Origin of the sequence: Rhizobium sp. PDO1-076, from assembly GCF_000247475.1 — a bacterium.
Taxonomy (GTDB): domain Bacteria; phylum Pseudomonadota; class Alphaproteobacteria; order Rhizobiales; family Rhizobiaceae; genus Allorhizobium.
The window spans coordinates 1-5,664 of the sequence record NZ_AHZC01000121.1 but is presented as its reverse complement, the minus strand read 5'-3'; the positions used below and the strand labels follow the sequence as shown (position 1 = coordinate 5,664).

Genomic DNA, 5,664 nt, shown 5'->3' with positions numbered 1-5,664 from the left:
CAGGTCTCATAACACGCTCCAGGAGATATACGACAAGCTGTTCGCCAAGCTTACAGGCGCGGGATACGCGCCGAAACGCCAGAACGTTTCCATCAACATCAGGGTCGGCGGCTACGACGTGGACTTGGTCCCGGCCAAGCGGCAGAACGCCTTTTCGAACGATCACAGCCTTTACCGGCGCAAGGCCAGCACCCGGACCAAAACCAACGTCCAGACGCATATCACGACTATCTGGGCGGGCGGCCGGCAGCAGGAGTCGCGCCTCATTAAGCTGTGGCGGGACCAGAAAGGGCTGGATTTTCCGTCCTTCTACGTTGAGCTGACCGTTATCGTGGCGCTGAGCAATACGAATTACCCGACCTTGAGCGATCGGATCGTCGCGTGCCTCACCTATCGTGGACAATCACGGCACGTTCAGTCAGCAGATCGACGTCGTCATTTACGACCGGCAATACACGCCGCTGATTTTCGAAATGCACGGCATCAAAATCATTCCGGCCGAAAGCGTCTATGCCGTATTCGAGGCCAAGCAGACGCTTAACGCGACTTATGTGGGCTATGCCCGCGACAAGGCGGCGAGCGTCCGCAAGCTCGACCGCACCAGCCTGGCGGTGACGTGGCTCGGCGGGAAGTCGGAGCCCAAGAAGCCGCACTGGATTCTCGGCGGCATCCTGACGTTCGAAAGCGAGTGGAGCCCGCCGATGGGCAAAACCATGACGGACCTGCTCGACAGCGCGCCGGATGAAAGTCTGCTCGACATTGGGTGCGTGGCGGCGCACGGCTGGTTCGGCCGCAACGGCGACGGCGTTACGACGGTGTCGCTCAACGGGAAGTCCGTTACCGGCTTTCTATTGGAACTGATCGCCCGGCTGCAGGAGATTGGAACCGTGCCGATGATCGACGTGCGGGCTTATGCACGCTGGCTGGCGGAACACTAGGAGCGTTCAATGCTTAAATTTGACCCTGCATGGCGGTTTTCCAGCCCTGGACCGGCGCCGGCGACGCTGTCGCGCGCATTTTACGATTTCATCGAAAAAATCGCCGCTCAGAGAAACACCTGGGTGATCGTTGAACGCTTTAAGGAAGCGTTCGGTGGTTCGGGGAACAGCAGCAGCCTGAGCTGGGCGTGGTCCGATCTGGATAGCGCGATGCGCCGAGCGGAAGAGAACGCGCCGCTGTTCATCGAGGCGTTTTATAGGGTCTGCATGGAGTGCGCCGATGACGGCCTCGGCGTGCCCGACGTGGCGATGATCAATCGCGTACTTGCGGAACATGGCGCGGGCTATCGGATCGAACCGCCCCATCTGGTCGCCACAAACCCGCAGGCCCCACCGATTCCCGTGCCCGACGCCGCACCCTCCCTCGACGCGCAGGCACGGGCGCTGATTGAAGCATCGCTCGAGGAGTCGCACCGGCTCATCGAGGAAGGGAAAAGCCGCCAGGCGGTTTCTGAAATCCTCTGGCTTCTGGAGTCGGTCGCGACCGTGTTCCGGGGCACCGGCACGAACGATGGCACGGTTCAGGGGAAATATTTCAACAAGATCATTGGCGAAATGAGATCCGGCAATCGTGGAACAGCTCAGGAGCAGATCCTTGACTGGATGACAAAATTGCACGGCTATCTGTCCTCGCCAACCGGCGGCGGCGTACGTCACTGTATGGATCTCAAGGCTGGGGTCGCCATCCAGCAGAATGAGGCGCGGCTGTATTGCAATCTGATCCGGAGCTACATCACCTATCTCATCGAGGAACACGAGCGTCTTCAGAAGATGGGAACCACTGCAGCGTGAAGCGGCGCGAATGCATCGCTTCGGATCGGTCGAATTAGGATCGGAACAGGGCGCATTTTCCGTTCCGATTGGTGTCCGGGCATGTTACAACCGCTTTGCGGTACAAAAAATGACGCTTAAGTATGGAAATTGGCAGCCCCACCCGTCGGGAACGGGGCTTCCCAAGGTAGGGGCGAAATCCGACCAGCAAAGCAGCGTAGACCATATAGCTTTAGTGGTGGACAGAATAGCTTTAGTGGTGGACAGAGCACAATTAACGCAGATAGGGGTAGCCCCTGCGTTTTCCATACCCCCAACAGCCCGGCTCATTGAAAGCTGGTATGCGCCTGCGTATCTTCTTTGCAACCGAAGGAGATTTAAACCATGAGCGCAACCCCTACCGATGCAGAAGTCATCAATTTCCCAAAGCCCGCAGCCAAGAAGCCGTCCTCTACGGAGCGCATCTGGGGCAAGGCTGTTTATAGTCACGGCTATGCGGGCATCCCCTCCATCTTGATCCAGGCGCAGCGGCGCCTCGGCATCAACGCGATGCAGATGAACATCATCATCCAGCTCCTGGATTACTGGCACGAGCCGACGCGCAAGCCGTTTCCCGCCAAAAAGGAACTGGCGAAACGCATGGATGTTACGGAGAAAACCATCCAGAACAATATGCGCGCCCTGGAGAAGGCCGGCTATATCAAGCGCGAAATGCGCAAGACGGCTGCCGGAGACTGGAACAGCAATATCTACCACCTCGACGGCCTGGTGACGAAGATTCAGGCGCTTGAGCCGGAATTCGCGGCTGAAAAGAAGCAGCGGAAGGAAGCCAAGGCGGCTTTGCAAATTCCGAAACACGTCAAGTGATTAGGGCAAAAAATTACCCCGGCCGCATGCCTAGGGCAGAGACGGTACCGGGGTGTACGATTACCAATATAGAAGGGGTGGGGAAAAAATGCAAGGGGAAGTAGGGAAGACAGTTTCCTATGAAGCGCTGGAAATGGCGCTTTCCCTGGAGCGGTTTGGCCGTTACCTCGGCTGGGCGAACGGCGACCGTAGCCGCGCTATTGAGCTATATACGCTGATTTCGGAAAGCCTTTATACGCCGCTGCAGATGCTTGAAGTGGCGCTGCGCAACCGAATCCATGCAGTCATGACCGAAGCGGTCAATGAAAGCTGGTTTCATGAGCCGGGGTTGCTGCTCGGTGAATGGCAGCCCGAACAGCTCGCCAAGGCCATCCAGGACATTGAGGAAGACAAAAAGGAACCGACCCCCGGCCGGATCGTCGCGGCCCTGACCTTCAGCTTCTGGACCGCGATGTTCGGCAAGGACTATGAAACGTTGTGGCAGACGACGCTGCACAAGATCGGCCGTAAGCCAGATGGAAAGGGGCTGCGAAGAAAGGATTTCTCCGGCCCGCTGGCGCAAATCCGCAGCCTGCGCAATCGCATTGCCCATCACGAGCCTGTCATAATGTGGAACCTGCCGAAGCGCTACGAAAGCATGGTGGAAATGACCGGCTGGCTGTCCCCGGCCGCCGCGGCCTGGTGCCAGGCGCACTGCCGGTTCCTAAAGGTCTATCCGGCGGAACCGATCGTGCTGCATCAGCCGCCCAAGGAAACGAAAGCCGGGGAATCCTGATCGGATGAGCAACCGCGACGAATTTTCCCAAAGCACAAAGAATAGGGTAGCGGCGCGCGCCGGGTGGCAGTGCTCCTTTGAAGGATGCACCAGAGGGACCCACGGCCCGAGCGCTGAATCGCCCGAGGCGGTTTCCAACATCGGCGTGGCGGCACATATCTGCGCGGCCGCGCCGGGGCCGGGGGCGCGGCGCTATGACAAAACCATGAGCCGCGAGGAACGGTCGGGCATTGGCAACGCCATCTGGCTTTGCGCCAATCATGCCAAGCTGATCGACCGCGACGAAGTGACTTATACTGCCGCCAGGCTCCGGGCGATGAAGGCGGCGCGCGAAAAGGCCAGTGAAGAGGAGCAGAGATCCGGGAAAGGCGCGAGCCTTTTCGCGATAGGCCCCGATATCGTCTGTACGGGCGAGCTTGCGCAAGTCACGTCCGGGAGCTGGACCCTGCATCTAAAGCATTTTGTGGCGGGCGACCGGCATGCACTGGTCGGCTTTGTTAGCGGATTTGCCAGCCGTGCGGCTGAAGACCGGTATATACTTTCAAACGAGCTGGGCGATGGCCGGGTCCTTTCAGGAGCGCCAGCCCTCGCGATGCAGGGCGGGAACTGCATGGTGACGTGCCCGGTCGCCCCGCCCGTTCCGCGCATCGACGCGCAGAAGCTTGGGAGCGACTTCGCGTTGCACCCCGAAACCAACGACCTCTATGTTGAGAACGGCAGCATCGCCTGGGTTTCTGGCGTCGATTACTTGCCGCAAAAAATACGGGCGCTGCTATCGATGCAGCGCGGGGAAAACGTCTTTGCAGAGATGGCGGGCGTGCGCTTCTATGAATATTTCGAGGCGTTCAAAGGCACGTTCTGGCTACCGCAAATACTGATGCTCGATGTGATCCGTCAGGCGGCAATACCGGTCGGCGGCGGCATCCTAACCGCGCCATGGATGACCCCGCTGCAGTGCGTCACCCGCGTCCGCGGCGTCGAGCTGTTGTCGGGATCGCCCGAAAACAACCGGCTGCCCTTGCGCGTTGACCTCGACGTGCAGGGCGTTGGCCGGTGGCAGCGCGACCTGGAAATTTATATGCCGACCAGGGATCAAATGGAGGAAGGCGCGCGTCGTCTTGCAGAAACAAGACCCACGATCGCAGAGTTTGGGCACTATTCCACTTCATCAGAAACGCGCTAATCCCGATGTCACAAATCGATCGCCTGAACCCCTATCTGCAGGGCCCTGTCAGAATCCGCGCGCCGAAAATGGCGCTCTTGGCCCGGGATTTTGAACCGCCGTTGGCGGAGGGGGAAGGCGAGTTGGAGATCGTGTCGGAGCGGGAATTACGCTATCGGATGACAGGTCTGCCTGCCGATCTGAAGCATAGTCTGCACGCGCTCAATCGCGAGCGGAATGAGCCGTACGAGCCACTCAACAGGTTCCGGCTCGTGATGACTGGCGCGGACGGGATAGAATGGATGGGCGGCTGGACGACCCCTTATATAGATGCGGATGGTGATCAATGGGTGCTCAAAGGCACGGTTCAAAGTCTGAGCGCTGTCGTTCAGGGGCCTGCGTCGGGGGAGGGCGGCGCCGAAGCCCGCTTTCTCATTCCCCGCGATCATAGCGCCTCGATCATTTTCCGTCGCTTTGTGCGAAGCGACGACGGGAAAGGTGGATTACAGGCGACTCGCATGATCGAAGCTCTCGGCGTGCCGGTCAGGTTCGCGTTCGACAACGAAACCAACGTGCTTTCGATTTCGGCTGGTAGCAGCACGGATCTGCCCGCGCACAACGCGGAGAACTGGTTCGGAGAACCGCTCCGGATTCTTTTCGGACAGTTGGTGTTTCCGCGTCTAGTCGAGCGTCGGTTTCCGGACGGGCGGTCGATGCTCTGGGTGCGACACTCGCCCGCCTGGACTGCGGATTCCACATGGACCGCGTTGTGGAACGGTGACGACCGTTTTACGAACGACGGCGATTTCTTTGCTCTTTACGCCGGCCTCCTGACGCTGATCGCGCGTGACGCAGGATGGGAAAGCCATACGATCACCACCTTCTACGAGGAAGTCATCCAATCCGCGCAGGGTTCCAGATGGGTGATGGCATTGACGCTGGCCAGCAGCATCGAGGGCCTGGCGCGTCGTCTGGTTCCTGAAGGGACTCTCAGAACCGACGCCGATCAGGCGGCCATCGATTCCCTAGTCGCTCACATCGAAGAGTGGCAAGGCGCATCGAGGCTACGAGATGCGGCCTTATGAGACCTG

The 5,664-nt window shown here is 59.3% G+C and carries 7 protein-coding genes; 6 read left to right on the top strand and 1 reads right to left on the bottom strand.

Annotation, left to right across the window (positions count from 1 at the left end):
- The coding region (locus PDO_RS28755; protein ID WP_210161512.1) for a hypothetical protein at positions 1-403 on the bottom strand (403 nt) is incomplete at its 3' end.
- Between PDO_RS28755 and PDO_RS09115 the strand changes: the two genes are divergently transcribed.
- The 6 genes from PDO_RS09115 to PDO_RS09090 all read left to right on the top strand — a co-directional run bounded on the left by PDO_RS09115 (position 396) and on the right by PDO_RS09090 (position 5,658).
- The gene (locus PDO_RS09115; protein ID WP_007600699.1) at positions 396-938 is read left to right on the top strand and encodes a DUF6602 domain-containing protein; all 543 of its coding nucleotides are present in this window, start codon (positions 396-398) and stop codon (positions 936-938) included. The two genes, PDO_RS28755 and PDO_RS09115, sit on opposite strands and share 8 nt — an antisense overlap.
- Before the next feature lie 9 nt (positions 939-947).
- Positions 948-1,790: a hypothetical protein gene (locus PDO_RS09110; protein ID WP_007600696.1), complete on the top strand. Its 843-nt coding sequence runs from the start codon at positions 948-950 to the stop codon at positions 1,788-1,790.
- Positions 1,791-2,153: 363 nt separating this feature from the next.
- Positions 2,154-2,636, top strand: a complete 483-nt coding sequence (locus PDO_RS09105) for a helix-turn-helix domain-containing protein (RefSeq protein WP_007600694.1) — start codon at positions 2,154-2,156, stop codon at positions 2,634-2,636.
- A 133-nt stretch (positions 2,637-2,769) separates the two neighbouring features.
- Positions 2,770-3,411, top strand: a complete 642-nt coding sequence (locus PDO_RS09100) for a hypothetical protein (protein WP_037073145.1) — start codon at positions 2,770-2,772, stop codon at positions 3,409-3,411.
- Between the two features lie 4 nt (positions 3,412-3,415).
- Positions 3,416-4,594, top strand: a complete 1,179-nt coding sequence (locus PDO_RS09095; protein ID WP_007600690.1) for a hypothetical protein — start codon at positions 3,416-3,418, stop codon at positions 4,592-4,594.
- A 5-nt stretch (positions 4,595-4,599) separates the two neighbouring features.
- Complete coding sequence (locus PDO_RS09090) at positions 4,600-5,658, top strand: hypothetical protein (protein ID WP_007600689.1); 1,059 nt, start codon at positions 4,600-4,602, stop codon at positions 5,656-5,658.
- Positions 5,659-5,664: the final 6 nt, after the last annotated feature.